The 26,665-nt window shown below is 72.1% G+C and carries 23 protein-coding genes; 12 read left to right on the top strand and 11 right to left on the bottom strand.

Translation table 11 applies throughout. The annotated features are described in order from the left end of the window. Positions 1-17 precede the first annotated feature (17 nt). A complete protein-coding gene (locus ACERM0_RS10995; RefSeq protein WP_373678639.1) occupies positions 18-629 on the bottom strand; it encodes a hypothetical protein in 612 nt (203 codons plus the stop codon). Between the two features lie 93 nt (positions 630-722). Here ACERM0_RS10995 and ACERM0_RS10990 point away from each other — a divergent pair, with 93 nt between their 5' ends. Together ACERM0_RS10990 and ACERM0_RS10985 are read left to right on the top strand one after the other, a co-directional pair. Then, on the top strand, positions 723-1,499 hold the full coding sequence (locus ACERM0_RS10990; RefSeq protein ID WP_373678638.1) for a hypothetical protein: 777 nt from the start codon (positions 723-725) through the stop codon (positions 1,497-1,499). Further along, a complete protein-coding gene (locus tag ACERM0_RS10985; protein ID WP_373678637.1) occupies positions 1,496-2,203 on the top strand; it encodes a hypothetical protein in 708 nt (235 codons plus the stop codon). The genes ACERM0_RS10990 and ACERM0_RS10985 overlap by 4 nt, the downstream gene beginning before the upstream one ends. A gap of 223 nt (positions 2,204-2,426) precedes the next feature. Here the strand turns inward: ACERM0_RS10985 and ACERM0_RS10980 are convergent, their stop codons facing one another. Then, complete coding sequence (locus ACERM0_RS10980; RefSeq protein WP_373678636.1) at positions 2,427-3,629, bottom strand: ISL3 family transposase; 1,203 nt, start codon at positions 3,627-3,629, stop codon at positions 2,427-2,429. 226 nt (positions 3,630-3,855) lie between these two features. On the opposite strand from ACERM0_RS10980, the gene ACERM0_RS10975 reads away from it, so the two are divergent. After that, a complete protein-coding gene (locus ACERM0_RS10975) occupies positions 3,856-4,365 on the top strand; it encodes a hypothetical protein (RefSeq protein ID WP_373678635.1) in 510 nt (169 codons plus the stop codon). A gap of 27 nt (positions 4,366-4,392) precedes the next feature. Here ACERM0_RS10975 and ACERM0_RS10970 read toward each other — a convergent pair whose 3' ends face one another. Further along, positions 4,393-5,127 (bottom strand): dienelactone hydrolase family protein, encoded by a 735-nt coding sequence (locus tag ACERM0_RS10970; RefSeq protein ID WP_373678634.1) that lies wholly within the window; start codon positions 5,125-5,127, stop codon positions 4,393-4,395. A gap of 93 nt (positions 5,128-5,220) precedes the next feature. On the opposite strand from ACERM0_RS10970, the gene ACERM0_RS10965 reads away from it, so the two are divergent. From ACERM0_RS10965 to ACERM0_RS10955, 3 genes are all read left to right on the top strand, one after another. Continuing rightward, positions 5,221-5,625, top strand: a complete 405-nt coding sequence (locus ACERM0_RS10965) for an NYN domain-containing protein (RefSeq protein WP_373678633.1) — start codon at positions 5,221-5,223, stop codon at positions 5,623-5,625. A 159-nt stretch (positions 5,626-5,784) separates the two neighbouring features. Then, the gene (locus ACERM0_RS10960) at positions 5,785-8,541 is read left to right on the top strand and encodes a dynamin family protein (protein WP_373678632.1); all 2,757 of its coding nucleotides are present in this window, start codon (positions 5,785-5,787) and stop codon (positions 8,539-8,541) included. A gap of 284 nt (positions 8,542-8,825) precedes the next feature. After that, a complete protein-coding gene (locus tag ACERM0_RS10955; RefSeq protein ID WP_373678631.1) occupies positions 8,826-9,224 on the top strand; it encodes a hypothetical protein in 399 nt (132 codons plus the stop codon). 36 nt (positions 9,225-9,260) lie between these two features. Here the strand turns inward: ACERM0_RS10955 and ACERM0_RS10950 are convergent, their stop codons facing one another. Genes ACERM0_RS10950 through ACERM0_RS10935 form a run of 4 tightly spaced genes read right to left on the bottom strand, consistent with a single transcriptional unit; the run spans position 9,261 to position 13,019 of the window. Beyond that, positions 9,261-9,722, bottom strand: a complete 462-nt coding sequence (locus tag ACERM0_RS10950) for a hypothetical protein (protein WP_373678630.1) — start codon at positions 9,720-9,722, stop codon at positions 9,261-9,263. Continuing rightward, the gene (locus ACERM0_RS10945) at positions 9,698-11,146 is read right to left on the bottom strand and encodes a serine/threonine-protein kinase (RefSeq protein WP_373678629.1); all 1,449 of its coding nucleotides are present in this window, start codon (positions 11,144-11,146) and stop codon (positions 9,698-9,700) included. The genes ACERM0_RS10950 and ACERM0_RS10945 overlap by 25 nt, the downstream gene beginning before the upstream one ends. Beyond that, positions 11,139-11,723 carry a hypothetical protein gene (locus tag ACERM0_RS10940; RefSeq protein WP_373678628.1) on the bottom strand — a complete coding sequence of 195 codons (585 nt, stop codon included), beginning with the start codon at positions 11,721-11,723 and terminating at the stop codon, positions 11,139-11,141. Before ACERM0_RS10940 ends, ACERM0_RS10945 begins: the two co-directional genes overlap by 8 nt. An 18-nt stretch (positions 11,724-11,741) precedes the next feature. Next, positions 11,742-13,019 carry a hypothetical protein gene (locus tag ACERM0_RS10935; protein ID WP_373678627.1) on the bottom strand — a complete coding sequence of 426 codons (1,278 nt, stop codon included), beginning with the start codon at positions 13,017-13,019 and terminating at the stop codon, positions 11,742-11,744. A 183-nt stretch (positions 13,020-13,202) separates the two neighbouring features. On the opposite strand from ACERM0_RS10935, the gene ACERM0_RS10930 reads away from it, so the two are divergent. Then, positions 13,203-14,336, top strand: a complete 1,134-nt coding sequence (locus ACERM0_RS10930; protein WP_373678626.1) for a winged helix DNA-binding domain-containing protein — start codon at positions 13,203-13,205, stop codon at positions 14,334-14,336. Here the strand turns inward: ACERM0_RS10930 and ACERM0_RS10925 are convergent. From ACERM0_RS10925 to ACERM0_RS10915, 3 genes are all read right to left on the bottom strand, one after another. Then, positions 14,333-14,803: a TIGR00725 family protein gene (locus tag ACERM0_RS10925; protein WP_373678625.1), complete on the bottom strand. Its 471-nt coding sequence runs from the start codon at positions 14,801-14,803 to the stop codon at positions 14,333-14,335. The two genes, ACERM0_RS10930 and ACERM0_RS10925, sit on opposite strands and share 4 nt — an antisense overlap. Continuing rightward, positions 14,769-15,917 (bottom strand): nuclease-related domain-containing protein, encoded by a 1,149-nt coding sequence (locus ACERM0_RS10920; protein ID WP_373678624.1) that lies wholly within the window; start codon positions 15,915-15,917, stop codon positions 14,769-14,771. Before ACERM0_RS10920 ends, ACERM0_RS10925 begins: the two co-directional genes overlap by 35 nt. 244 nt (positions 15,918-16,161) lie before the next feature. Beyond that, complete coding sequence (locus tag ACERM0_RS10915; protein WP_373678623.1) at positions 16,162-16,428, bottom strand: hypothetical protein; 267 nt, start codon at positions 16,426-16,428, stop codon at positions 16,162-16,164. 499 nt (positions 16,429-16,927) lie between these two features. On the opposite strand from ACERM0_RS10915, the gene ACERM0_RS10910 reads away from it, so the two are divergent. Continuing rightward, positions 16,928-17,176, top strand: a complete 249-nt coding sequence (locus tag ACERM0_RS10910) for a histidine kinase (RefSeq protein ID WP_373678622.1) — start codon at positions 16,928-16,930, stop codon at positions 17,174-17,176. A gap of 88 nt (positions 17,177-17,264) precedes the next feature. Then, the gene (locus tag ACERM0_RS10905; RefSeq protein WP_373678621.1) at positions 17,265-17,951 is read left to right on the top strand and encodes a response regulator transcription factor; all 687 of its coding nucleotides are present in this window, start codon (positions 17,265-17,267) and stop codon (positions 17,949-17,951) included. A gap of 18 nt (positions 17,952-17,969) precedes the next feature. Here ACERM0_RS10905 and ACERM0_RS10900 read toward each other — a convergent pair whose 3' ends face one another. Continuing rightward, positions 17,970-19,856, bottom strand: coding sequence for a PAS domain S-box protein (locus ACERM0_RS10900; protein ID WP_373678620.1), 1,887 nt, complete (start codon positions 19,854-19,856; stop codon positions 17,970-17,972). A 332-nt stretch (positions 19,857-20,188) separates the two neighbouring features. On the opposite strand from ACERM0_RS10900, the gene ACERM0_RS10895 reads away from it, so the two are divergent. The 3 genes from ACERM0_RS10895 (at position 20,189) to ACERM0_RS10885 (ending at position 26,632) form a co-directional block, all read left to right on the top strand. Continuing rightward, positions 20,189-21,037, top strand: a complete 849-nt coding sequence (locus ACERM0_RS10895; protein ID WP_373678619.1) for a hypothetical protein — start codon at positions 20,189-20,191, stop codon at positions 21,035-21,037. 518 nt (positions 21,038-21,555) lie between these two features. Next, on the top strand, positions 21,556-22,770 hold the full coding sequence (locus ACERM0_RS10890) for an EAL domain-containing protein (protein WP_373678618.1): 1,215 nt from the start codon (positions 21,556-21,558) through the stop codon (positions 22,768-22,770). 28 nt (positions 22,771-22,798) lie between these two features. After that, on the top strand, positions 22,799-26,632 hold the full coding sequence (locus ACERM0_RS10885; protein ID WP_373678617.1) for a BTAD domain-containing putative transcriptional regulator: 3,834 nt from the start codon (positions 22,799-22,801) through the stop codon (positions 26,630-26,632). Positions 26,633-26,665 lie beyond the last annotated feature (33 nt).

Below are 26,665 nucleotides of genomic sequence, written 5' to 3'. Positions count from 1 at the left end.
CCCGGCCGCGGCGTCGCTCAGTTGCCGTGCAGCGCGCGTTCGAGGTCCCGGACGCCCCACGCCAGCTCCCACAGCGTGTGCTCGGGGTAGCGGCCGCCGCCGGAGTTCTCCCGGCGCCAGTCGCGGTCCCAGAACCGGTCGATGACCTCGTCCAACGCCTTCCTGGTCAGGTCGAGGTGGCGTTCGAGCGCCGCCTGCACCTCGGCGTCCGGTGGTGCGGGCGTCCGGACGTCCTCGGGACGGCGTCCGCGGAGGGCTTCGAACGCTTGCTCGTCGATGCCGTGCTCGGCGTCCCACAGGCGGACGGGGCGCACGATGCGGTGGTCGCCGACGGGCAGGTCGCGAGGTCGCGCGAACCACCGGATCGGGTGGCGGTCGATCCGGGCACGCTCGACGAACCACCGCAGTGCCGGCGGCTCCACACCCCACGGCAGCTCGTCGACGCTCGCGTCGACGACGAAGGCGACATCCGTGCCCTCCGACTCGTCCGGGACGTCGAGGATGTCACCGAACGCGTAGGCGCCCAGCACGTACGGCTGCGGCAAGTCGCCCAACGGCGGAAGGGTGGCCGCCTCCGCACACGCCTCGGCGACCATCCGGAGGTGCCCCACCGCGGTCGCGTACCTCATGTCGTCTCCCATCCACAGGCTCGCAGCATCCCAGATCCGCAGTCTCACCGAACTGCGGCAGGCTGCCTCGGTGACCAAGCACGAGAGGGTGACATGAGCAGCCCGCCACGGTGGGAAGATCCGATCGGCAGCGCCGGCGAGGAAGCAGCCATCGCGGTGCGCCGCGGCCTGCAGGTGCGGCCGACCCTGTACGGCTTCGAGGACGGCCAGCCGACGATCCGCGTCCAGGTCGGCTTCGGCGTGCTGCACGCCCGCCAGCACGAGATGAACTCGCTGCTGATCGGGCCGGTGGCGCTGCTCGGGATCCGCCAGGTCCTGCTGTTCAGCAGCGCGCGATGTACCGACCCCCAGGTGCAGGACTCGGACCTCCAAGCCGCGCTTGCCACCTATGGCATCACCGTCGAGGTGGCGCAACGCAAGGGCGTCCAGCCGGTGGTCGAGGCATACCTGCTCGACCAGCAGGTCGTCGACGGCGAGGTCCGCTGGAGCGACCCCGAGCGTCTCGACGACGGCGTCTGGAGCCCGAGCCTGCGCCACGCCCTTGCCCAGGACGCGGCGATGCGCGAGGACGACCCGGCGCGGCTGGGCACCGTCTACGCGCTCTCGCGCTGGGGCGTGGTCGTCGAGGTGGCACCCGGCTGGCAGGACCGCTATGGCTTCACCCGAGTCCCCAGGAACCTCGAGCGACAGGTCAGACCCGCGGACCGCCGGCGTGCCCGTGATCTCGCCCGCCGCCGAACCGTTACCACGGGCCCGGTCGCGCGGTCGGCAGCCTCGCGGTCGGACGCCCCGCGGTCAGCCGCCTCGCGCTCGAACGCGTCGCGGTCGGACGCGTCGCCGTCGACCATCGCACGGGAGGGCCGACGTTGACGACGCCTCTCGACTGGCACGACCACGAGACGTGGCTCGCCGACCTCCTGGGACCGCTCGACGGGGACGAGCGGCCGGCAGCGCTGCTCGCCTGCTTCACCAACGGCGCGGCCGACCTGATCGTCCGAAGCCGGCACGAGCGGCCCGGCGACGACATCGATCCTCTGACCGAGCTGGCCGTGATCGCGGGCGAGCGCGCCCCCGACGGCCTCGTCGTCGCGCTCCCCGGCCGAGTCTCCGACTTGCACGAGCCCGGCCGGCCGACGGTCGCCGTGACCTGGATCTTGACGTCGGCCCTGCGGCGTGGAGCGGGCTCGGAGCTGCGGGTCCGGCAGTTGCCGGTCGGCGGTCTTGGTGTCGCCTCGGACCTCGACGTGGAGATGTCACCGGTGGCGAGCGTGCTGGACGACGCCGCACGGCATCGCCTCGACGAGGACGCGCTCCACGTCGTCTACACGGCCTGGCGATGGGGCCACACCGTGCACGCCCACGACGTCGATGCGTTGACCCGCGACCAGCCGTTGTCGGCGGCGCTGGAAGCCGCCTCCGGCCGTGCCGCCGAGGCCGCGCGTCACCGCCTGCAGCGCCACGCACGGGACCTCGCGGCGCGACACCGACCGCTGGGCGGCTGGGACCGGGTATTCGAGCGGCCTGCCGTACATGCCGACACGCCTGACGGCTGGGTGCCCGCATGCCCCTTGTGAGCCGACAGCTCACCGGTGCGTTCGCGCTCGCCGCGCTGCTGGTCGGCTGCAGCAACAGCGGCGGCGCCGTCGGCAGCAGTGACAGCGGCGACCGTGACGAGGTCGCCGCGGCGGGACCGGTTGCCGAGCCGGCGCCACCGACCGCACAGCCAGGAGAGCAAGGCGCGCAACCCGAGCTCGACGCACCGCCGACAGCGGCGGACGAACCGGGCTCTTCGGAAGTTCACGGGGCGGCCGGGGTGATGGTCGCGAGCTTCGTCCAGTCTGGACGGCCGGCGTAGAGCAGCACTCGGACGCGCCAGTGGGTCCAGTTCGTGATGCCGAATGCGACCCGCTTGATGCGCTTGGCGAGGTTGTTGACGGCCTCCACGGGGCCGTTCGAGGCGCGTGAGGCGTGCCAGGCTGCAATCTGTGGACCCCAACGGCGAAGGGTGCGTCCGAGCCGGCGGATCTCGGGGCTGTAGAAGCGGTCGTCGAGCGTGTCGGCCAGCTCCGTGACCCACTGGAGAGCCAGGTCGGGATCGCCGATGCGGTAGATCTCGCGGACGGCCTCCTTGGCGGTCCAGGCGTCGGCGACCTGCCCCTTGGGATCGCCCGCGGCAAGCAGCCCACGACGCCGCTCACGCGCGTTGTCGTCGAGCCGCTCGTCGGCCATGACCAGCAGCCGGCGGGTGCGGTACAGCGGATCGGTCTTGCGGCCGCGGTGGCCGAGCGTCTCGTTCTGCACGCGGCGGCGGACCTCGTCGAGCCGCTCGTTCGCAACCCGCACGACGTGGAACGGATCGGCGACCTGGGCCGCGTCGGGCAGCATCGTGTCCGCGACCGCCCGGTAGGAACCGGACAGGTCGAGCGTGACCCACTCGATCCCGGCCTTCCACGTCTCGGGCCGGGCAGCGAGCCAAGCGCACGCCGGGGCGGCGTCACGCCCCTGCACGACGTCGAGGAGCTGGCCGTCACCGACGAGCTGGGTGGACCACAGCCGGTGACGGAACTTGCCGAGCCGGACGAACGCGGTCTCATCCAGCCCGAGCGTGGTGACCGGTCCGATGCGGTCGGGATCGTCGACCAAGGCGAGCCCGTAGGCGATCGCGGCCCGGTTGACGGTGTGCCAGTCGCAGCCGAGATCGGCGGCGACCTCGGTGACCGAGCGGCCGTGACGGCCGACCTGCTCGCACGCCCAACGGGCGGCGCGGTCGGTGATGCCACGGTTGCCGATCACGATCCGATCATCGGTCTGCATCCACGACCCCGCTGAACACACCGGAGCCGGGCAGTGCCAGCGGACCTGGCGCCACACCGTCACGACCGGGCGGCCAAACGAGGGCAGATCGACCAGCCGACGCCGCATCGTCTGCTTGATCCTCGCCGCCGATCCGCAACTCGAGCAGTCCGGGCGCTCGAGTGTGGAGGCGATGTGGACCTGCATCGGAACAGTCCAGCCGATCACGCCGACGACATCGATGTCGGCGAGTCCGACCAGAGCACGGCACAGCAACGTAGGCTCGACGAGCACAGGGATCCCCAGGCTGGGTGGCTTCAGACACCCCCATCCTCGCGGGGTCCCTGTGCTCGTCCCAGCACCCTCAGCGGCCGCTCACCCAGCTACCGCGCCCCACCAACTTCCGAAGCGCCACGAACCGTCGTTCGACCACGTGCCCCCGATCCGCGACGACGACCCGTTGTTCGAGCCGCTGCCACCGCTCGAGCCGGCCGACGACGGCGGACTCCCGGCGCACGAACAGCTCGAGTACCTCGAACTGGTCGCCGCGGCACTTGCCACGGAGGCACAGCTGCTGGCCACCGGCGAAGTCGACCACGAACTGTTGCGGCAGACCCACGACGGGATCGCCTTCGACAAGGTCGCGGCGCGTGTCGAGGAGCTCGCGGCGCACGGGGTGATCGAGCGCCTGCCCGATTTGCGCTACACGAGCATCCACGTCCGCCACGCCGGCGGCAGCCATTACGCCATCGTGCGCTCCTGCTTCGAGCCGGGACCGCGCACCGGCCTGTACGACGCCGACACGCGGGAGATGGTCGCGCCGATGGGGGAGTCGTCATTCGGCGACGAACGGATGGTGTGGCGGGTCCCCGAGCAAGGCTCCGAGGAGGCATCGCTGCGCGTCATGGACGTGCAGGGCGTGCCACCCGACGACTGCGACTGAGCGGGCGCGAGGCCGCCGTGGCAGGCCCTACACGACCTCCTCGAGGAAGGCGAGGTGGTGCTCCCACGCGCGGCGGGCCGCGGTCGCGTGGTACGCGACGCCGTCCAGACCGGCGGTGTCGGCCTCCGGGTTGGTGAAGCTGTGCACCGCGCCGCTGTAGGACACCAGCTGCCAGTCCGCCCCGGCGGCACGCATCTCGTCCTCGAAGGCGGCCACGCGCTCCGGCGGCGTCAGCGGGTCGTCGGCGCCGTGCAGGACCAGCACGCTCGGCTCGAACCGCCCTGCACCCGCCGGCTCGATCGAGGTGAGGCTGGCGTGGAAGGCCACCACGGCGCTCAGGTCGGCGCCGTCACGCGCCAGCTCCAGGGCGACGTCACCGCCGAAGCAGAAGCCGATCGCGGCCACCCGTGACACGTCCACCTGAGGCTGGGACGTCAGCACCTCCAACGCCGCGCGTCCCCGCTCCCGGCTCACCGGCCCCAGCCGCGTGTCACCCGACAGCCGCGCCGCTTCCTCGACCTCGTCGGTCGTGACCCCGTCGCCGAACATGTCGGCCGCGAAGGCGACGTAGCCGAGCTCGGCCAGCTGCCGGGCACGTTGGCGCGGGTACTCGGTCACGCCCCACCACTCCGGGAACACCAGCACGCCCGGCGCGGGCTCCGCGGTCGTGGCCGGCGTCGCGAGGTAGCCGACCAGCTTCGTGTCACCTGCCTGGTAGGTGACACGTTCCTCGCGTACCTGTGTCGCCGAGTCGTCGCTCATCGCGCGCCTCCCTGGGTTCGTCGTCGCTCCGCCCGAGCCGGCGGCTGACCGTGGTTCGGTGCCGACGAACGCTAGGCGCGTACGGTGTGGTCGATGCGAATCCTGTACATCGACGCCATGAACGTCATCGGCAGCCGCCCCGACGGCTGGTGGCGCGACCGCGACGGGGCGGTGCGTCGTCTTGCCGCCCGTCTCCAGCCGTTCGCGGCCGCCACGGACGCCGAGGTGGTGCTTGTCGTCGACGGCGGGCCGGTGACCGGCCTCCCCGAAGGCCGAAACGACCAGCTCGAGGTCCGCTACGCGCGACGCCGAGGTCGCGACGCCGCGGACGACCGGATCGTCGAACTCGTCACCGCGGACGACGGCAACGACATCGAGGTGGTGACGGCCGACCGGGCGCTGCGCGAGCGGGTCGAGGCGCTCGGCGCCGCCGTCTCCGGCCCGCGCCAGTTGCTCGACCGGCTCCCCAGCGCGACTGGCGGTGCCGTCACCGACTGATCGTCTGCCAGCCTCAGCTTGGACAGATGTGCGCTGCCGGAGACACCGGTGAAGAAGCCGTGAAGCTGGCCCGCCGAGCGCCGATGGGGGAGCTGAACCGATTGCGAGGCCCCAGGTGCAGGGCCTCGCGCTGCTGCACGCGAGGCGACGGGGGCCGACATGGCGGTTGCGGAGACACCAAGGGAGACGGTCGACCGGATTCTCATCGCGCTGGCTGCGGAGCTGGCCCCGCTGGCCGAGCGTCGCCTGCGCCCGCACTACGAGGGGCGGGACGACTGGCTGCAACGTGCCAACGCTCGGCACGGAAAGCCGGATCGCACCGCCGCGATCAACGACCCGGCGGCCGTCATCAGTGCCATCCTCGGAACCTGGGATCAGGTCTGGAAGCCGCTGGCGAAGCACCGGTCGACGCGAAGCTATCTCCATGAGGTTCGAGACGTTCGTAACCGGTGGGCTCACAACCAGCCGTTGGACTGGGGCGACGTCCGACGGTTGAACGACACCGCCTTCCGGATCTTGGAGTCGTTCGGGCTCGCCTCCGGCCCACCACCGTCCCCACCGCCATCGGAACTGCCGCCGGGTGGCCGCCCCAGGACAATACCCGCGATGGAGGGGACGGCAGCCGGGAAGCTCGATACCAGGCCGATCGTCGAAACGACACTGCAGCCCGTTCATACACGAGCGATGGCCCTCCGGTCCGAGCTCGCGATGCTTCGCCAGCGGGTCTTCACCGCGGGTGGCGCGGAACTGCCTCAGCCGCTGGCCGAGAGACTCGACTCCTGGTCGGACCGCCTTCATCATGTCGCGGCTGCGGCGGAGTGCGTGCCCTCGGTCCGAGTCACCCTGCTCGGCGGCACAGGAGCCGGCAAGTCGACGCTCATCAATGCGGTGTTGGGCGAGCGCGTCTTGGCGAGCAACAACTCCCGCGCATGCACTTCCGCGGCGATCGAGGTTCGTCACGGGCCCCGATACACGGCGACGGTCGAGTTCGTGACGCGCCGATCCTGGGAGGCCGAACTCGAGCGCTATCGGGATGAGCTGCACACCGGGCGTGAAGAAGGCGCGGACGGCGCCCTACCGCCGGGCGGTGAGGTGGAGCGCAAGCTGCGGAGCCTTTTCGGGCAAGACGCGGTCGCCAGCTTCTCGACCTCGCTCTCCCTCACCGATCTGCTCGAACCGCCAGCGGTGACCGAGGCCTTGAGCGATGGGCGGCGAACGGTCTCTGCGAGTAGCGGAGACGCCCTACGACGCGAACTGCGCCGCTACGTCACGTCCGATGGTGACCTGTGGCCGCTGGTCAAGTTAGTGCGGATTGCCGGTCCATTCGAAGCACTGGCCGGCGGAGGGCGCCTCGTGGACCTTCCAGGCCTCAACGACCCGAACGCGGCTCGCGAGGCCATTACGCGCGATTACCTCGAGCACAGCGAGTACGTCTGGGTCGTCTTCGACATGCGGCGCGCACTCACGGGGGACCTGACCGACGCGCTCAAGGAGGGCGACCTCTTTCGCCGACTGGTGATGCAGGGCCGGGAGGGCGGATTGGTGTTCGTCGGCACGCATGCCGACAACATCGATCTCTCCGTGGACGCTGACGATTTGGAGCTGGCCGAGAACATTTCGCCGGTGGACATCGCCCGCGCCCGCAACGCCCGCTGCGTCGACACCGTCCGCGCCCAAGTCCGCGAGCTCGTCGCGGACCTCGAGCGCGCCTCGGAGCGGGAGTCCGTGCCGCTGCAGGCGGCCGTGGGTCAGCTGCCCATCTTCACGGTGTCGGCGCACAACCGCCTGGTCCAGTTGAAGGCCATGCGGTCCGTTCACCCGCCGGTTCTCGCCACCCCGGAGGACACGGCGATCCCAGCACTGGTGCGCTACCTGCAACACACCGCCGGTGAGGGACACGTGCATCGGCACGCTCAGCATCTGGCCGCACAGCTAGGCGCCGTCGAGGCCGAGGTACTCGAGGCGCGTGCGGCCGCTGACTCGGGAAAAGCCCTGGGCGAGTTCGACGCCTTCGGTGGCCAACTCGCAATCGCAACCGATGACGCGGGGCGGGCACTGAATGCGGCGCTCAGGCAGTTGCAAGGAACTCTTCGCCTGCAGCTGAGTCGTGCGCGAGATCGCTTCCTCGATGAGCTCGTCGACGGCAGCCGGCGCGCGGCGAAACAGGCGCGCACACACATCGCCGTCGACCTTCACCGCTTCCACTGGAGCACCCTGCGCTGCGCCTGCCGTGACGGCGGGACCTTCCTCAGCAGCACTGCAGGTCGAGTACAGCTCTCGGGTGAGGTGGCTCGGCCGTTGCTCGACAGCATCGCCCTCATCTGGCCAGAGTTCTTCGGAGACCAGCTCGAGCGGATCGTCTCCGCCTATGACACCGGCGTGCAGGCCGCGGTCGCCGATTATGGACGCACGCTGGTGTCGGTGTTGCCCGCCGAGATTCGGGCCCAGCGGGGGCTCATCGAAGCGCTCGCAGACACACAGCGCAGCGAACTCTTGGGTGTCCTCCACGATGCGGAACGCGTCGCGGGCGAGATCCGGAGCCGGATCACTCGGACACGAAGTGACGTGCTCGAGGGTCTCGAGCTGGTCATCGACGAGGCAATGCAGGACGGCTACGCGACGGCGGCCCGTGAGTACGGTGTGGGAACGAAGGCGCGCATCATCGACACGGTGTCACGGGCCGGCGAGCGCGTCCTCAGCGATGTCGGGCCGCAGCTCGAGAAGCTGGTCGTTGCCGACGTCGACGAGCTGGTGGAGTGGGCTGCCGCGCGCGTCGCCGATCTGGCCGACGAGGCGGCACGACGGATCGGCGGCACGGCCGAGCGGCTACGAGTCACGGCGGACGAGCGCACCCGAGCCGTGGAAGCGGCGTGGCAGCAGCTGCTTCAGGCCGTTGAGATCGAAGCCGCAGCATGACCTGTCGCACCTCCGTCGTTCACTGACGTCGGACACGGGCGGCCGAGGCGGCAGTGTCGATGCGCTCCGGCAGGCACGGCAGGAAGCGAGGGCGAGCGTTGGAACTGGTAATTGCGTTCGTGGCTGGTGTCGTGGTGACTGCCGCCTTGCTGTACCGCCGTTCCAGTCGGGCGGACGTTGGCCCGCGAGTCGATGGTGGCGCTCCATCGACGTCGCCGGCCCCACAACCACCGCGCCCGCGGCCGTCACCTCCGCCTGCCCCGCCGTCAGCGGCTGCACCGCCAGTGATCCCGGTCGCCGACGCCAGGCCGAGCGCGCTCGCGAGCGAGGCGGCGGAGTCGTTGCCGATCCGGCGGCTGCGCGAAGAGGAGGCGTTCGTCGACGGCGCCGTCATCGGCTTCTACATCGGCAAGGACCGCGCTCGACGCAACTTGGAGGCCGACGCGAAGCACCACGCCGCCACGGGCGCGGATGATGACGCCGCATGGCACTGCGCCGATGCCGAGGACGACACCTGCGATGGTGGCGACGCGTCGCACGACGACTCCCGGCCGGTGATGTGGGCCGCGAACGTCGAACTGCAGACCCACGCGTCCGACCTCGACGGCTGGGCGAGTGGGGACGTCGGCTTCGGGGACGTCGACGACTTCACCGACGACGGTGGAGCCAACGACGACTGGTGAGGCCTGCTCTCGACGCGGGGCTCAGTCGCCGCGGCATCAACACACGTCGAGGTAGGTCGTGAACGAGGCGTTCAACGTGGGTGCAGCTCGCCGTGTCCCGTCCTCGTATGTGCACAAGGTCAGGTTCCAGCTCCAGCCCGTCGGACGTTCGAGCGTGTAGATGACCGAGCTGCCCTCGGCACACGAGGGCTCGCAGATCCGCTCGTGAAGATGCAGGCGGTCCGCCTGTCCCGGCAACTCGTCGCGCTCCCAGTGCTGCACCAACCACCCGAGCCGCTCACCGTCGTTGCCATGCACGCGGAGGTCGAGACCGTCCACCTCGATCGCGTAGAGATAACGGGCAGAGGCGCCGCCTTGGCAGTACACGTAGAGGATGTCGACGTCGTCATGTGCGATCTCATCAAGGTGGCCGCAGGCATCTACTTCGACGCGATCCGCGACGACGAACTCGTTTCGGTCTTCGACGGCGAGCGTCACCGTGAACTCGTCGCCGCCCACACGGGCGTGGAGAGCTTGGACACAAGTACGGCCGTCTCCCGCTCCCGCCCTTCGATGACCCGGCGGTCCACCTCGTCGTGCAGCATGGGCAGCAGCGCGGCGAGATTGGCGGACGCCGCATGCAGTCGGCCCTCCGCTACGCCTTCGCCTGGGGAGGTCGACGGCTGCTCGTTCGACCCCGGCGGCTCGGCTGCCTGCTCGGCATCCGCCTGCGACGGCGTCCCTGCCTGCTCCGGCCGCAACGGAGCAGACCCGGACGAGGGCGACGGCGCCGTGCCCTCGAGGTCGACACCCGCCACGCGATCGACGCGCACGTCGGCCGCCGACGTCTCCCCATCGACCGGCTCGACGGCTTGACCGACGGCACGTACCGCCTCCAGCGACACGAGATCGAAGGAGTAGGCCGTAACGGCACCGAGTGCCAGGAGGGCGGCCACGGTCGCCACGGCCGGCCCCGTCCGGCCGCGTCGCGGAAGTGCGCCGATGGCGACCGTGGTCAGCTCGGGCGTAATGGTCCATCGGTGCGTGACGAGGTCGGTGACCGGCGTCGCCGAAACCGCCTCGCTCGCACCGCTGAGCTCGGTGACGATTCCGCCGGCCGTTGGCCGACGGGCCGGGTCGTCACTCAGAGCGGCGCGAACCAGTGCACGCAGTGGCTCGTCCAACTCTGGAACGTCGGGTGATCCCTCGAGGAGCCGGTAGAGCAACTGCTCGGGCGTACCAGCTCCGTATGGGTTCGCGCCCGTGGCGGCGAAACAGACCAGCGCGCCCCACGCGAACACGTCCGCCGCTGCGGTCGCGCGATTCCCCCGAACGACCTCCGGAGCGACGGCGCCCGGCGTTCCCATCGCTTGCCCGGTCGTGGTGATGGCCGTGCCGTCGCGACAGGCGGCGATACCGAAATCCACGACTCGGGGGCCGGCCCCCGTCAGCAGCACGTTCCCGGGTGTGAGGTCGCGGTGGATGACCTCGGCGGCATGGATGCCGCACAGCGCCTCTGCGACCGCCAGGGCGAACGCGGCCAGCTCCTCACCATCCAGGCAACCATGCTCGGCGACGTGGCGGGCGAGCGTGATCCCCGGGACGTACTCGGAGGCGATCCACGGCGGGTTGTCGGTCAGGTCGAGCGCCACCACGTCGGCCGTGAACTGGCCCTCGACCGTCTGGGCGAGGCGCGCTTCCCGCGCGAATCTGGCGAGGAAGCCGTCGTCATGGGCCAGGTGCGGATGCATGCGCTTCACCGCAACAGGGCGGTCGTTCGCTACACCGAGGTAGACGACGCCCATGCCGCCCTGCCCGAGCCGTCCCAGCAGTCGGTACGGGCCGATCGTTTCGGGGTCGAGATCGCGCAACGTCGCCTGCAGGTGTTCTCGGAGCACCCGTGGGCCGGCGCTGCGCCTCTCGCTGTCCAAGACGTCAGACATCGCAGGTCGAGATCTCACCCGTGACGACGTTCTCCCACAACGCATCCTCGAACTCGACCCAGTTGGGGTCGCCGACCTTCTCCTGCTCGCACTGCTCCATGTCTCGCAGCAGCTGGGCGCACCAGTCCGAGCCGTTCTCGTGCCAGCCTCCGAGCTGGTCGCAAGCGTTGGGCGGCGTCTGGCTGTCCGAAGCGCTGGTCGCGGGCTCGGCAGTCGCGGGCTCGGCAGCAGCGGGGGAGGCGTCGGCTTGCGCGGCCCGCGCGCTGTCGACCTCGGCCTCTGCCGCGACGAGCAGGCCGCGCAGTTCCTCGGCTTCGGCCTCCAGGCGCTCGACGTCGTCGCGAAGCTGCGCGACCTCCGTCGACGACGCAGCCTTGAGTTGGGACGCCTCTTCCGTCAGCGCTTCCACCCGGGTCGCCAAGGCCTCTGCCTCGCCTTGTCGGTCGTGAAGCTCCTGGCTGACGTTGGAAAGCTCTACACGAGCCTGGGAGCGGCTGACGCTCAGCCCCGCAACAGAGACGGCGAGGGTCGCGGTGGCGACACCCAGGAGTACGAACGCCAGCAAGCGCGGCTTCATCAGAACACCTCGTGAGAATCAGCGGACAGTGAGCTTGCGGGTCGGGCTGGTGCCCAGGGCATGGTCGGCGTCGGCGGGCCGAACCACGCGGTAGGTGTAGGTACCGGCGCGTGTTGGCGAGAGTCGGAACCGATAGGTGCTGGTGGAGCTCAGCTTCGTCTCCGCGACCTTGCGCCAGATGCCATTGACGTTCTGCTGCAGTACCACCGGCTGGCCCGCGTGAGCGGGCGAGACCTTGCCGTCGAGCGTGGCGGTTCGGCCGACCGACATGGACGTCGTGCTGAGCGTGGCCGTCACTCGCTGTTCGACGGTGACCGACACGAGCGAACTACTGCCCGGCACAGTGGTCGTGTCACCGACGAAGCTCCAGCGGTACTGGAGGTTGCGGGACGGCTTGACGGCGAAGGAGAAGCGCCCATCGCGGTCGGACGTCACCTGCGCCACGTCACGCCAGGGGTCCTGTGTCGTGTGCCGCACCTGCAGACGGACGGCTTTGCCGCTGAGCGCCGTCGAGCCGCGGAGGATGCGTCCGGTAACGGTCGTCGAGTTGCCGTGAACGAGTTTGGTCGGCGACGCGGCGACGGACACGCTCGGCGTTCTCTGGAAGCCGAAACGCAGACGCTCGATGCGGTCGCCGGTACGGATCGTCACGGTTCGCGAGGTCGTCGTCGTCGCCACGTACCCCGCAGGCACATCGGCGCGCACGGTGTAGGTGCCCGGCATCAGTTCCTCGACGAGGAACCGGCCACGTCGGCTGGCGACCTGCACGCCATCCCGGAAGACGCGGACGGGCGTCGACAATTCGTACTCACGGTTGCCGAACAGGCCGTCCTTGTTGTCGTCCTCGAAGACGGCTCCCTCGATGACACCGGTCGCGCAGCGGACCCCGAAGTTCAACGTGTGGGTGCGTCCGCGTTCGACCCGCACCTCGACGGGGTTCGGCGTCGTGAACTGGCATTCGTAGTAGGGCTCGAACTCGACCTGGTATGTGCCGGCCGGAAGTTCATCGAAGATGAATTCGGCGTCCCACCCACCGTTGTGATCGCCGTAGGGATCGTCCCAAATTCCTACGCTGAACTGTCCGCCATAGAAGCCGCCCTCCAGCAGGACTTGGCCCGGCACGACCGGCAGGCGCATCTCACTGTTGTCGCGGACACCGTTGCCGTTGTCGTCGCTGAAGACGACGCCCTGGATCACGGCCGAGTAGGTGTCAGCGCCTGCCGGCGCGACCGGCAGCAGCGACATCGTCAGGACGGTCGCTGCGCCCATGCCGAAGCGCGCAGCAATGCCGAGCATGCTCATATGGATCCCCCGAATCGACGCGGATGCCCGCGCGGAGGTGCCAAGTGAGGCACCAGCAGAGATCATCGGCCGCCCGGTCTGCCGAAGAAGTCGTCCAGCTTCCCCGGCCATGCGCCGCTCGGTCAGCGCACGGTGCAACTCGCCGAGCTCCTATTGAGCTCGATCTATGATCTGGCGATGCGGCTCTCCGCGCGGCGGTTGAACCGGGCCACGTTGGCCCGGCAGTTGCTGTTGCGTCGGGAAGCCCGGCCAGTTGCCGACGCGGTCCGGCGGGTCGTCGCCCTGCAGGCCCAGGAGCCGGCATCGCCGTACGTCGCGCTGTGGAACCGGCTCGCCGACTTCCAGCCGGCCGACCTCGACGCCGCCTTCGCGCGCACCGCCGTGGTCAAGGCCACGCTCATGCGCATCACGCTGCACGCGGTCCACGCCGACGACTACACGACCTTCCACGAGGCGATGCTGCGCAACCTGCGGGCATCGCGGCTCAACGACCGCCGCTTCACCTCGACGGGCCTGTCCATCGCGGATGCCGACGCCCTGCTCCCGCACCTGGTCGCGTTCGCCACCGAGCCACGCACGAAACGCGACATCGAGGCGATGCTCGCCGAGCACCTCGGCGCGCCCCCGGAGCGCGGCGTGTGGTGGGCGCTGAGAACCTTCGCGCCGCTGCTCCACGCGCCTACCGGCAAGCCGTGGTCGTTCGGTCGCGAGCCGACCTTCGTCGCCGCACCCGCGGCGCCACCGCGCCCCACCCCGGCGGAGGCGCTGCGCGGGCTGATCCGGCGCTACCTCGAGGGCTTCGGGCCGGCCTCGGCCGAGGACGTCGCCCAGTTCGCGATGCAGCGGCGCACCGTCGTCCGCGAGGCCATGCAGGCCATGGCCGACGAACTGGTCGTCCACGAGGGGCCCGACGGCAAGCCGCTTCACGACCTGCCGGACGCGCCGCTCCCGGACGAGGACACGCCGGCGCCGCCGCGGCTGCTCGGCATGTGGGACAGCATCCTGCTCGCCTACGCCGACCGCGGCCGCGTGCTGCCGGACGAATACCGGCAGACCGTGCTGCGCCGCAACGGCGACGTACTGCCCACCGTGCTGGTCGACGGCCACGTCCGCGGCGTCTGGCGGCCGGTCGACGACGGCATCGAGGTATTGCCGTTCCACCGCCTGCCCGACGACGCGTGGGAGGCGCTCACCGCCGAGGCACGCGGCCTCCTCACGCTGTTCGCCGATCGCGATCCGCAGGCCTATGCCCGCTACGGCCACTGGTGGTCGAAGCTGCCGGCGGCCGGAACCCGCGTCATCGGCCGCTAGCGCCCGCTCGACGACAGCCGCTCGAGGACGGCCTGCACCGCGGCTTCCACGTTCGGGACGGTCCTGACCGAATCGCCCGGCAGTGGCCAGCCGCGCAGCGCCACCACGGGTCGGCCGGTCCGCACCGCCAGCGCCACCTCGCTCAACGACCCCCAGCTGCCGCCGATGCACAGCACCGCGTCCGCCGTACGGATCACGAGCCCGTTGCGGAGCTCGCCCATCCCGGTCGGCACCAGCACGGTGTGGGCCGCCGCTCCGTCGTGCCGGTCCATGCCCGGCAGCAGCCCGACGGAGATGCCGCCGACCGTCGCCGCCCCCTCGGCCGCAGCCTCCATGACGCCGCCGAGCCCGCCGGTGACGATCGTGTGTCCGGCCTCGGCCAAGCGCCGTCCCGCCTCCCTGGCATCGGCGCGGTCGTCCTCGGTCGCGCCGTCACCGGGAACGATGATCGCCACGTACGCCGCCATCACCCGAACCGCCCGGTAGTTGTCGCTCGATGCGGCGAGTATGGCCCCGCCCGACCCGTGCGCCGGCAACGCTGTCCGTGCGGGCCTTCAGAGTGGCTGCGGCGCCAAGGGCCCGATGGCTCGCACGCAGCTGCGCCGTGATCAGGCCGGTCGGGTCGGCGACCTCCAGCACGATCTCGCCGGTCGCCACCTCGAGGTAGCCCAGCCGCAGCCCGTCGGCACCGTTGGCGTAGAGACGGTCCTTGCCAAAGCGGCGCCACCGGCGGACCGTCACCGCGCGGCCGTCGGCGGTCGGCGGAGGCGACGGCGCCGCAGCGGCGGGTGCTGGGGGAGCGGCGGGGACCGCCGAGCCGGCCGACAGCGAGGCAGCGGGGGTCGTGGCCGCAGTTGTCGGTGATGGCGGACCGGTGACCGCCGGCGAGGCGGCCGGCGGCGCTGGTGCTGGTGACCTCGACGCAGCCGCGGCCTTCGGTGGCAGCCATGTCTGCGGAGTCCGCGCCGCCCGCTCCAGTTCCAGCACCTGCCCGCCGCTCAGCACGTCGTCCGGCAGGGACGTCAACCACCCCGCCAGATGTGGTGGTGTCAGCACCGCGATGCCGGCGAGCGGCTTCCTCACCTCGATCCGGCAGCCCATCAACACGAGCGCGCCCCACGGCTGCACCGGCCGGCCGACCGCCGCCGACAGCCGGTCCCGCACCGCCTCGACCTCGCGGAGCAGGCCGGGCACGGAGCCGGTCCGGTGGCCGTTCTGGCGGACCGACCGCTCGTGCACCGTGACCGTCCCGGTCAGGTTCTTCGTGTTCAGCACGAAGACCCCGGCGGGTCCGATCACGAGGTGGTCGAGGTTCGCGCCCCGGCGCCCGATCGTGAGGTCGTGAACGACGGCCCAGCGCTCACCGAGCCCGGCCAGTACTGCCGCGACCCGTTCCTCGCCCTCCGCGCCGCGGCGCCAGCTGCGCTCGTCGCTGCGGGTGTCCAGCAGCCGTTCGACGAGCCGTCGCCCGCGACTCTTGCCGGCCGCGTGTTCCCGCTCCTTCTCGCGGGCGCCGGCGCCGGCCTCGTTGTGCAGGTAGCGCTGCTCGATGCGGATGGCCCAGTCGTCGTGCGCGTCCACGCGTCCCCCTCGTCGTGGAGGCGGGTATCGGCACGTCGCCCACCGATCTGGAGGACCTTTCGGTCATGCGACCACAGAAGCCCCGTCCGCAGCCCGTCCGCGGCCCGGCCGCCACGCCGCCCACGATTCGACGACCGCGCCGGGCACGACCGACGGCCACGCCCGGCGCCGCACAGCCCACGACCCCCGCCCGCATCCGGAGCCCGGTCGGCGCCGCCCCCCGTAGAACGGCGCCGACCGGCGGCTACGGCCGCGTGCCGGTGCGCTGTTCGCAGAACAGCGCGGCACGCTCCAGCAGGTCCGCCGCCAGCCGGCGCGGTTCCCACGAGGTCGATCCCATCCGCAGGGCGTGCTCACTGGCCTGCAGCAACCGTGCCGGCTGTGCGTCGGCCAGGTCGCCGAGCAGCGTGACACTGCCACGCGTCAGCCCGGTCGTGAAGGCGAGCCCGAGCGCGGTGGCCGCCAACAGCGCGACCGCCGGCGCCGGCTCCAGAGCAGCGTCTGGTCGCACCGTGCCGTCGGGTTCAGCGACACCAGCCGCCACGTCGCGACCATCCCGGTCGGCGAGGCGGTCGGACCCGACACGCACGTCCGCCCCTGGCCACACCGTCGCCGGCGCGGGCGCCGCGACGACCGAGCCAACCGCCGCCACCTTGCCAACCCCGCGGGGCGGCGCGACGAGGGCAGCGCCGTGATCGGCGAACTCCGTCGCCTCGTCGGGCCGCAGTGGTGCGTGCGCAGTTGCCTGCATGGGCGTTCGTCCCCGGATCGATGTCCGCGCCTAGCTCAGCATGGGGTGGAGCGGGGGGACAGGCACCAAGGTCACTAATGGTCGCCCCGGCGGATCGGACGTCGACGCGCGCGCCCGCAGCGCCACAATGCTGTTGCGGGACGAACTGAGCACCAAGGTCCCTAGCCACGCTCGCGGTCGTCAACCACCCTGCACCTCCTGGCAACACCCTCCCCCGCCTCGGCGTGCCACCCGGCCGCCTACCGACGGTGACCTGCCCATGCCCGCCCAACCCCGCGAACCCGACGCCAGCTGGCCCCGCAACAACGGTGCCGGCACTCCGGGCGATCCAGCCGCCCCACCCGTCGATCTGCTCGACAGCGTCCAACAGCGCCTTTTCGTCGTGGCGTTGGGGCTGAACGGCGTGCGCAACACCGTTCGGGATGGCACGGTTGCGGAAGAGCTCGATCGGCTCGAGGCATTGATCGACGACGTGATCCGAGACGTGCGTGCCGGCTCGGCGCGCTGACCCGCTCGGCGCACCGATCCGCGGGGCCGCGGCCCCCGGGCGGCCCGCACCGTCGGGTGACGCCCCCGGTGTCGGCTGGAGACGGGTGATGGCGCACACGGTCGTGATCGTCGACGACCACGAGGTGGTCCGGCAGGGACTGCGGCGTGCGCTCGAGCGCGTCGCCACGGACTGCGAGGTGGTCGGCGAGGCCGGGACGGTCGCCGAGGCCCGCACGGTCGTGGCCGCGACCGACCCCGACGTCGCGATCCTCGACGTGGTCCTGCCCGACGGGGACGGGATCCAGTTGTGCCGCGAACTGCGCGCCAGCCATCCCAACACCGCCTGCCTGCTGCTGACCTCGTTCCCGGACCCGCGCGGGCTGCTGTCCGCCGCGCTCGCCGGCGCCGGCGCCTACCTCGGCAAGGACAGCCGCGCCGCGGACCTGGCCGAGACCGTCGCGCTGCTGGCCAAGGGCGGCACCCTGCTGCCGCCCGACACCGTCCCGGAGCTGCTCGACAAGGTCACCGGCACCGTCGACGAGGATCCGCGTGTCGCCACCCTGACCGACCAGGAGCGGCGGGTGTTCGAGCTCATCGGCCAGGGGCTGTCCAACCGGCAGATCGCCGAGCGGCTCTTCCTCGCGGAGCGGACGGTCAAGAACTACACGACGCGGCTGCTCGACAAGCTCCAGATGGAGCGCCGCACGGAGGCTGCCGCCCTGGCGGCCCGCCTGGCCGAACGGCGCGCCCAGAGTTCGGCCCGGCAGCCGCCGAGCACGTCCAACACGCCCTGACGGATCGGCCGGCGGACCTCAGGTCGCCGGCAGGGTGAACACGAACCGCGCCCCCTCGCCGTCGCCCTCGGCCGAGAACGAGCCGCCGTGGCGCTCCACGATCCGGCGGCAGGTCGCCAACCCGATCCCGATCGCACCGCCGTTCCCACCCCGAACGAACGGCTCGAAGAGCGCCTCGCGTTCCCCGGGACCGAACCCCTGTCCGGTGTCGCTGACCGAGATCTGCCAGCTCGTCGCGTTCCGAGCGGCGGTCAGGTCGATCACCAGTGGTCGGTCCGGGTGCCGCATCCTCAGCGCGTTGGCGAGCAGGTTCTGCAGCAGCAGTCCGAGCAAACGCGGATCGCCCTCGACCTGTGGCAGGTCGTGCACGCGGATGTCGGCCTCCGCGCCGCGGATCTCGGGTTCGAGCGCCACCGTCGTCTCCTGCACCAGCGAAGCGAGGTCGACCGTTTGCAGCTCCAGCGGGCCGCGCTCGACCCGCGCCAGCGAGAGCAGCCCGTCCACGGACGCGGCCATCTTGGCGGTCAGGCCGTCCGCGGCGTCCAGCAACTGCCGGACGGAGTCGTCATCGAGGTCCGCCCCGGATTCGAGCAGGTGCGACAGGAGTCCGCGCAGCGTCGCCAACGGGCTGCGCAGGTCGTGTGAGGTCACCACCGCGAAGCGCTCCAACTCGCCGTTGCTGCGCAGCAGTTCGGCGTTGAGATCGCGCAGCTGCGACTCCACGGCCTTGCGTTCGCTGATGTCCACCACCTGCCCGATGACGTGGGTCGGCCGGCCGTCGGGGCTGCGGATCACCGCCACGTGCAGCTCGCACGGCACATACGTGCCGTCGCCGCGCAGGTAGCGCTTCTCCATCTCGTAGTCCAGGCGCCGCCCCGCGATGACCTCCTCGAGCAGGCTGAGGTCGGCCTCGAGGTCGTCGGGGTGCGTGATGGACTGGAAGTCGGTGGCGAGCAGTTCCTCGGTGCCCCGGCCGACGATGCGGCACAGCGCGTCGTTGACCTCGAGGAAGCGGCCGTCGAGCCCGACCAGTGCCATGCCGATGGGCGCGTTGGCCAGCGCGGCGCGGAACCTCGCCTCCGACTCCTGCAGCCGGTCCTCGGCCTCGCGGCGGTCGCTGATGTCGCGGGTGGTGCACTGGATGGCGGCCGGCTCGCCGGTCTGCGGGTCCGGCACGGTGCGGCCGCGCACCTCGACCCACCGGTAGCTGCCGTCGGCGCAGCGCAGCCGGTAGGTCGCCGTGCCGCCGCGCGGCCCGGCCAGCACGGCGTCGTGGACGGCGCGGATCGCCGCCACGTCATCGGGATGGAACAGGTCGTACGAGGGCGTGCCGACGAGCTGCTCCGGCCTCCAGCCGAACAGCTCCTCGCTGGCCGGGGACACCTCGAGATAGATGCCGTCGAGGTCGTACAGCGCGAGCATGTCGCCGGCCGTCTCGGTCAACTGTCGCAGGCGCTGCTCGCTGCGGGTCAGTGCGGCCATGCGTTCGAGTTCGTCGGTGACGTCGCGGGCGACGACCAGCCCGCCGATGACCTCGCCGCCCGCACCTCGCAGAGGGACGATGTCGACGGCGTTGGTGCGCTCGGGGCGCCGCACGCCGTGGTAGTGGAAGCTCTGCGTCTCGCCGGCCAGGGCGGCCCGGTAGCGGACAGCCAGTTCGTCGTTGGGGCTCACGAGCTCTTCAAGACGTCGCCCGAGCAGCTCCGCCGGGTCCCAGCCCTGCGCCTCGAGCCCCGGCCCGCCGGCAGCCGTGAACCGCAGGTCCCGGTCGTAGGCGAGCACCGCGACGTCGGGCAGCCGGGCCAGCAGCGCCTGGATGGCCTCGGGATCGGCGAGCGGATGCTCGCGGTCGAGCACGTCCGGTGGGTTCCCGGGCGTCGCCTCCGGGCCATCGAACCTGGCCATCGTCTACCTCCTGCTTCTGCGTGCACACCGGCACACGACGGCGAGGTCGCGCGCTCACCGTTGTTCGTACCCACTGGTGCCCGGGTACGCCGGGGTCCCAGGCCACCGATCCACGGGGCGTTCGGCCTGGGGTGGACCACGGACGACCGTCGTGTCACAGGGCGGACCTACGGTGACCTCGGATCGAGGAGGCGCGCGCGGGCGCGCACGGGGACCGGGACCCGGCCGGGGCACGGCCGGCTCCTGCACCTCCTCGGCACCGATCACGGTCGGCAGACGTCGTCGACCCGGCGGCCGCATGCCGTCGTGCGAACCGAGGAAGAGGAACGAACATGACGCAGCAACCATCCGTCCCACCGCCGGCGACCCCGGTGGAAGAGCCGACGGCCAAGAAGCCCTGGTTCAAGCGCTGGTGGGGCATCGCGCTCATCGTGGTGCTGGTCCTAGGGGTCGTGAACGCGCTGAGTGACGGGGGCGAGGACGCCGCCGCACCGGCGGGCGCGGGCGCAGACGCCCCAGGAACCGACGAGGCCGACACCGAGGCAGCGGACGCCGGTGACGCGGACACGGACGAGGCCGCCGCTGACGCGGCCGCGGACGACGAGCCGGCCGACACCGACGTGGCGGCCGAAGATGACAGCGAGGGTGACAGCGCCGACGAGGCGGCCGGGCAGCCGGAGGAAGCCGCGGACGACGTCGAGGCCGGCACCGACCTGGCGTTCGGCAACGGCACCTACCGCGTCGGTGAGGACCTCGAGGCCGGCACCTATCGCAGCACCGGCTCGTCGCTGTGCTACTGGGAGCGCCTGGCCGGCTTCTCCGGCGAACTGGACGACATCATCGCCAACGGCAACGACCCGCTGTCCATCGTGACCGTCGACGCCGGCGACGCCGGCTTCTCGACCCAGGGCTGTGGCGACTGGCTCCCCGTCGAGGCGACCTATCCCGATGCGCCGGCGACCAACTTCGGCGACGGCACGTTCGTGGTCGGCGAACACATCGCCCCGGGCAGCTACCGGGCTGACGGCGACGCCGACGACCTGTGCTACTGGGAGCGGACGTCCGGGTTCTCGGGCGAGCTCGGCGACATCATCGCCAACGGCAACTCGCCGACCGTCGTCGACATCAGCGAGTCGGACGCCGGCTTCAAGGCCAGCGGCTGCGGCACCTGGTCGCAGTAGACGCACAGCGCGAGGGGTCGCCCGGGTCGACCGGGCGGCCCCGCTTCGTTGCGGCTGGTCGGCCGGCGACTCGACTCGCGCCCGCCGGCGGCATCGGTCGCGCCTGGCTGCCGCCGCGCAGCGGTCGGGCGCGACGCTTGCGCGCTGACGCGACAAGGCAGCCCCGTCGCGCCGGCCGGCATCGGTCGCGGCCGGCGGCATCGGTCGCGTCTGGCTGCCGGCCCGTGGCGGTCGGGCGCGACGCTTGCGCGTAGACGCGACCGGACACCCCCGTCGCGGCCCGTCGCGGCCCGGCGCGGCCGCGGAAGCGCCGCGGTCAGCTCGCTTCCGCGGAAGCGCTCCGGCGCGCTTCTGGCTGCCCGATTCGAGCGACATGCCCGGTGACGGATGGTGACGGACAGTGGTCGAGACAGTTGTGAGACACCTGGACGTCATGCTCAGCGTGGAGGTTCAGGGCCGCCGCCGACTCCGGCCGGTTCGCCCTGCGCCAACGCGCTCACCCACACCGAGGTGCCCCCTTGCCCAAGACGGAACCCGCACCACGACCGGCCGGCGGCCGGTGGTGGCTGGAGGCCGTCCCGGGGCCCTTGGCCGTCGCGGCGATCACCGTGCTGCTCGCCGTCGCGTGGGCGGTGACCTACCTCACCGGCGGCACCCGGATGGTGGGTCCGCACGCGTTCTACCTCGCCATCTTCCTCGCTGCGGTCGTGTTCGGCGCGCGCGGCGGCGCGCTGACCGGGCTGGTCGCCGGCATCCTCTGCGGACCGTTCATGCCGATGGACGTCGCCGCCGGCGAACCCCAGCTGCTGCAGAACTGGCTGCTGCGCGTAATCATCTTCGTCGCGATCGGCGCCGCCGCCGGCGCGATGGTGCGCGCCATGCGCCGCGCCTACGAGACCGCGATAGAGCAGCGCATCGACCAGGAGCTGCGCCTCGCGACGGCGCCGGTGCCCGCGGTCCCGCCCGGCCACGACCGGCAGGTCCGCCAGTTGCTGGACGAGCGCGCCTTCCATCCGGTCTTCCAGCCCATCTACGCCCTGTCCGACGGCCGGCTGCTGGGCGTGGAGGCCCTGACCCGCTTCCACGTCGACCTGCCCGGCTCGCCCGAGGTGTGGTTCCGGCTCGCGGAGCAGGCCGGTCTCGGTCGCGAACTCGAGCTGGCGGCGATGGAGGAGGCGGTCGAGGCGGCCGACCGCGCCGAGCTGCCACGCTGCGTGACCTTGGGACTCAACTGCTCGCCGACCACGCTGCCCGACCCACGCCTGCTGGCGCTCGTGCAGCGGGCCGGGCGCCCGATCGTGCTGGAGATCACCGAGCACGCGGTCGTCGAGGACTACCTCGAGGTGCAGACGGCCATGCACGCCCTGCGCCGCAGCGGCGCGCGGCTGGCCGTCGACGACGCCGGTGCCGGCTTCGCCAGCCTGCGCCACATCGTCCGGCTGGCGCCGGAGGTCATCAAGCTCGACCGCTCCCTGACCCAGGACCTGCGCCACGACCCCGTCCGCACCGCCCTGGCCGACTGCCTGATCCGCTTCGCCAAGGACACCGGCACCGAGCTGATCGCCGAAGGCATCGAGCACGCCAGTGACCTCGCCACCTGGCGCGACTTCGGTGCCCACGCCGCCCAAGGCTTCCACCTCGGCCGCCCCGGCACCCTGCCGGTCTCCGAGCGGTGTCGCGCGATCCTCGACGACGGCGTACTACCCATCAGGGGACAGGTCGAGGTGCGTTAGCCTGTGCCCGCCCGCACCGAGGTGATGCATGGCCGCGCTGGAGGTGTTCCTCTTCGGAGGCTTCCAGCTGCGCCGCGACGGCGAGGCCGTGGCCCCGCTGCCCTCGCGAGCGGCCCGGTCGCTGTTCGCCCACCTCGTGCTCGACCGGGGCACCCGCCACCCGCGTGAACGGCTCGCGGCCCAGTTCTGGCCCGAACTGCCGGCCGCCCGCGCCCGTCGGCGCCTGAGCCACACGCTGTGGCAGATCCAGGACACGCTCGGCGAACTGCCCGGCGGCTGGGACCACCTGCAGACCACCTCGGACGCCATCGCGCTGGACCGCGACGCGCCCTGCTGGGTCGACGTCGAGGAGTTCGAACGCCGCCTCGACCACGCCCGTGCCGCCTCCGGAGGCCCGGCACGGGCGGCGACGGCGCTGCCGGAGCTCGAGCAGGCCGTCGAGCTCTACCGCGGCGACTTCCTCGCCGGCCACTACGACGACTGGGTCCTCGAGGAACAGCAGCGGCTCTCGCAGCGCTACCTCGACGCCCTCACCAAGCTGGTCGCCGCCGCCCGCAGCAGCGGCGCCTTCGAGGACGCGCTCGTCTACGCCCGCCGGCTGACCCACCAGGACCCGCTGCGCGAGGACGCCCACCGCGAGGTCATGCGGCTGTGCATGCTGCTCGGGCGCGCCAGCGACGCGCTGCGCCAGTACGAGCGCTGCCGCGAGGTGCTCGCCGAGGAACTGGGCACGGAACCGGCCGCCGCGACCGAGCAGCTCTACCAGCGCATCCTGCAGGAACGCGGCCGTGACGACGCGCCCGCGGCACCGGCGCCGTCGACGGCGTTCCCGGACCGCCTGCCGCTGGCGGGCCGTGACGCCGAACGGGCCGAGGGCGTCCGGATCCTCGAGGAGGCCCTCGCCGGCCGTGGCGGGTCGGTGCTAGTCGAGGCGGACGCCGGCTACGGCAAGACGCGGCTGCTCGCCGAGGTGGTCGACGACGCCAACTGGCGCGGCTGCAAGGTGCTGCAGACCGTCTGCCGCGGCCCCGAGGTCGCCGGTCCCTACACGGCCGTGCGCCAGCTGCTGGAACCGGCACTGACCGCCCTGCGGGTCGAGCAGCTGCGCCACCGGGTCGAGCCGGTCTGGCTCGGCGTCGTCGCCCAGCTGCTGCCCAACGTCGCCCGTGCGCTGGGACCGCATGCCGTCCCCGTCCCGTCCGTGCGCGGCGACGAGGCCGCCCAGCGGCTGCGCCACGCGCTGGTGCGCACGATCACCGCGCTGTCCACGCTGGACCCCTTGCTGGTGGTCGTCGACGACCTGCAGTGGGCGGACGAGGCCTCGCTGCAGGTGATCGGCGACCTCGCGGCCGAGACCCGCGGCCACCACCTCGCCGTCGTGCTCGGCTACCGCGGCGAGGAGGCCCGCGAGCGCAGCGCGGTGTGGGGCGCGGTCCGCGAGCTCGACCGGCGGGCCCGGCCGGCCCGGCTGGTCCTCGGCCCGCTCGACCTCGACGCCGTCGGCGACATCGTCCGGTTGGTGGGCACGGCCCGCGACGCCGAGGAGGTGCTGACCGCCCGGCTGCACCAGGAGACCGGCGGGCACCCGCTGTTCGTCGTGGAGACGCTGCGCACCCTGGCCGAGACCCCGGAACTGCGTTTCGAGCACGCCGACGGTGACCCCGACGTCGCCTCGCTGCCGCTGCCGGCCACGATCCGCGACCTCGTGCTCGCCCGGCTCGCGCCGCTGGACGACCCGGCCCGCGCGCTGGTCGAGGTGGCCGCCGTCGGCGGTGAGGGCACCGCGCTGGACACCATGGTGACGGCGCTGGAGCTGCCGCGCGGCGACGTCGTCGACGCCGCCGACCTGCTCGTTCGCCGCGCGCTGCTCTGCGAGGTGGACGACGGATTCGGGCTGCGCCACCAGCAGCTACGTCGGGTCGTCCTGGACGCGTTGCCGGACCGACGGCTGCGGACGCTGCACCGGCGCGTCGGCGAGGCGCTGGAGGACCAGCAGCCGGACGCCCTCGACCGGCTCGCGCACCACTTCAGCCACGCCGACGAACCCCGCAAGGCCGTCCACTACCTGCGCGAGGCCGGCCGCGCCGCCGCTGCCGTGCACGCCTACGCGACCGCCGACGAGTACTACGCCCGGGCCGTCGAAATCCAGCGCCGCCGGCCGGCCAGCGTCGCTGCCCGCTTCGAGCTGTTGGCCGACCACGAGGCGGTCCTGGACGTCCTCGGCGACCGCGACCGCCAGCAGGCGGTGGTCGACGAGCTCATCACGCTGGCCGACGGCTCGCCGCGCCGCGAGCTGGAGGCGCTGCAGCGCCGGGCGCTGCTGACGGCCAACCTCGGCGCGCCCGAGCAGGCCCGCGCCGACGCCCGCCGCGCCGTCGAGCTGGCCACCGCCGCGGGGGAGGACCTGCCGCTGGCGAGTGCCCGGTTCGCGCTCGCGCGTGTGCTGGCGTGGGCGGGGGAGCGGCGTGCCGCGCTCCCGCTGTTCGTCCGCGCCGTTCGCACCGGCGCGGTCGCACCGGCCCTGGCGGTGGAGATCCGCACCACGCTGGCATCGGTGCTGCGCGAGATGCAGCGCTACCGCGCGGCCGAGATCGAACTGGACGCGGCGCTCTCGCTCGCCCGCGCGCACGACGAGACCCGCGAGGAAGCCCAGGCGCTGGGCGTGCTCGGCACGGTCCTGATGGAGACCGGCCGTGCCGCCGAGGCCACCGACCTCTACGGCCAGGCGATCGAGCGCTGCCGCACCATCGGCCTGCGCCGCGCCGAGGGCATCCACCTGCTCAACCAGGCCAACGCCCACTACGTCCGCGGCCTGGTCGGACAGGCGTTGCCGGGCTACGAGGCTGCCGCGGAGATCTTCGCGCAACTCGGTGACCGCCGCGGCGAGGCCGCCGTCCGCTTCAACCTCGGGGTCGTCCTGCACGCCGTTCTCGGCGACGACGAGCGCGCAACGGTCGAGCTGTCGTCGGCGCTGAGGTACTTCCAGGAGGTGGGCGACCCGCTGTTCGAAGCGAGCTGCCGCGACGCCCTGATCGGCGTCGCGCTGCGCCGGGGCGACATCGACGCCGCGCAGGAGCAGCTCGACGCGGCCTTCGCGCTTCCCGACGTCTCGGCGGATGCCATCGGCCACGTGCAACTGATCCGCCGCGAGGCGGAGCTGTTCCTGGCCACTGGCGACGGCCAGGCCGCGCTCACGTCGGCTCGCGAGGCGGTCGCCTCCGCACGGCAGCACGATTTACTCGACGTCCTGCCATTGCTCCTGGGGCTCGAGGGTCGCATCCGGCTGGCGAACGGCGATGCGACGGCTGCCGTCGCCGCCACGGCAGCGGCGGTCGACGCGCTGCACGACGGGGTCGAGCGTCCCCACCTCATCTGGCTGGTGCACCACGAGGCCCTGCGAGCCGCCGGACGCAGCGAAGAGGCCGGGGCGGCGGCCGCCGAGGCCGCACAGGCGCTCGACACCCTCCTCGAAGGGCTCTCCGCGTCCGACCGGTCGCAGGCGGAGGGCGTGCCGGAGCACCGGCGAATCTTCGAGGCCGTGGAGGCGCCGGCCCGTCCCGGGCACACCCGCATGGTCGTCGCGTCGCGGTCGGCGCCGCGAGGGCGGGCCCTCCACGCGCGCGAACTGGTCGAGGTGGAAGTCGACGTCTCGCCCGGGCCCGACGCGCCGGCGGAGCCGATCGAGCGGCGCCAGTGGCTGCTCCAGCACGTCGCGCGGCAGATCACCGAGCAGGACGGGGCGCCGACCACCGCTGATCTCGCCACGCTGCTCGAGGTGAGCGAGGCGACGGTGCGCCGTGACCTGCAGGCTCTGCGGGCCGCCGGCCGCGACGTGGAGACCCGTGGGGCCCGCGCCGGATGACGCTTCGCGACTCACGGTCGGTCAGCGGTACCT

Source organism: Egicoccus sp. AB-alg2 (genome assembly GCF_041821065.1).
Classification (GTDB): Bacteria; Actinomycetota; Nitriliruptoria; order Nitriliruptorales; family Nitriliruptoraceae; genus Egicoccus.
Note: the sequence above shows the minus strand (reverse complement) of the source record. Positions and strands in the feature narration are given on the sequence as shown.